A 747-nucleotide genomic window follows, 5' to 3' on the forward strand; every position below is an offset into this window, starting at 1 on the left:
ATAAGACCCGAAATCGGGGCGGTGCTCATTAACAGGATGACGTCATATCCTTGATTATCGAGCACTTCGATCACGCCCTGTAAAGCACGCTCGATTTTGTGATGTGAAACATGCGCGAGTTTACCGTCGCTTAACAATGTCGGCAGGGTCACCTCATTATCTGCAGGTGCGTAGTCTTCCATGACCTCTTCCCGACTCATCTTACCGAGCAGGCTAAGATGGGTGATTTGCTGTTCGGAGACATGCTCAGTTAAGAGCGGTAACACTTCGCTGACAGGGACCACCCCGATGGTGAGGATCGCCAATGTTGCCTTCATCGTTTTCGCCTTTCTTCACTACCATTGCGATAATACAGGCACAAGCTCAATACGCTGCGCGGTTCTTGTTTCAGCTTAAACAGGTCAAAAGCGTAGCAGCATATCCCTACACCGAAATGTAAAGATCCAACGCCCGGTCTGAATCTCACTGTAATAACTAAATATTAACCCCCACTTAACATTCACGCTGAGTTAAAAGTGTGATTCAGGCACGGTTGTTATCGATTTCAGATTTGTATCAGGACTTTTCAGGATCTTCGTAGCGGCGCTTGGCATCCAGCGCTTCCTGCTCAGTTTCATGTTCGCTGATCAGGGAGTCCGGCTTTGGGTGGTCCGCACGCAGTTGATACCAGGTTACGGTTTGGGCACCGGTGCCTTTTTCAATAGTGACAATGCGCGCTTCACGTGGGTATGGCGGTCTGGTTGGCAT

The 747-nt window shown here is 49.4% G+C and carries 2 protein-coding genes; both read right to left on the reverse strand.

Annotation, left to right across the window (positions count from 1 at the left end; translation table 11 throughout):
- Positions 1-317, reverse strand: a 317-nt coding sequence (locus tag K5E19_RS23160) for an AroM family protein (RefSeq protein WP_221553276.1), incomplete at its 3' end; no start/stop codon positions are given.
- Between the two features lie 238 nt (positions 318-555).
- A complete protein-coding gene (gene yaiA / locus K5E19_RS23165; protein ID WP_100777449.1) occupies positions 556-747 on the reverse strand; it encodes a protein YaiA in 192 nt (63 codons plus the stop codon).

It is taken from the genome of Enterobacter sp. RIT637, from assembly GCF_019718755.1.
Classification (GTDB): Bacteria; Pseudomonadota; Gammaproteobacteria; order Enterobacterales; family Enterobacteriaceae; genus Enterobacter.

Excerpts from the sequence above, each read along its gene's own strand:
- yaiA (WP_100777449.1), bottom strand. The coding sequence starts at position 747 with ATGCCAACCAGACCGCCATACCCACGTGAAGCGCGCATTGTCACTATT.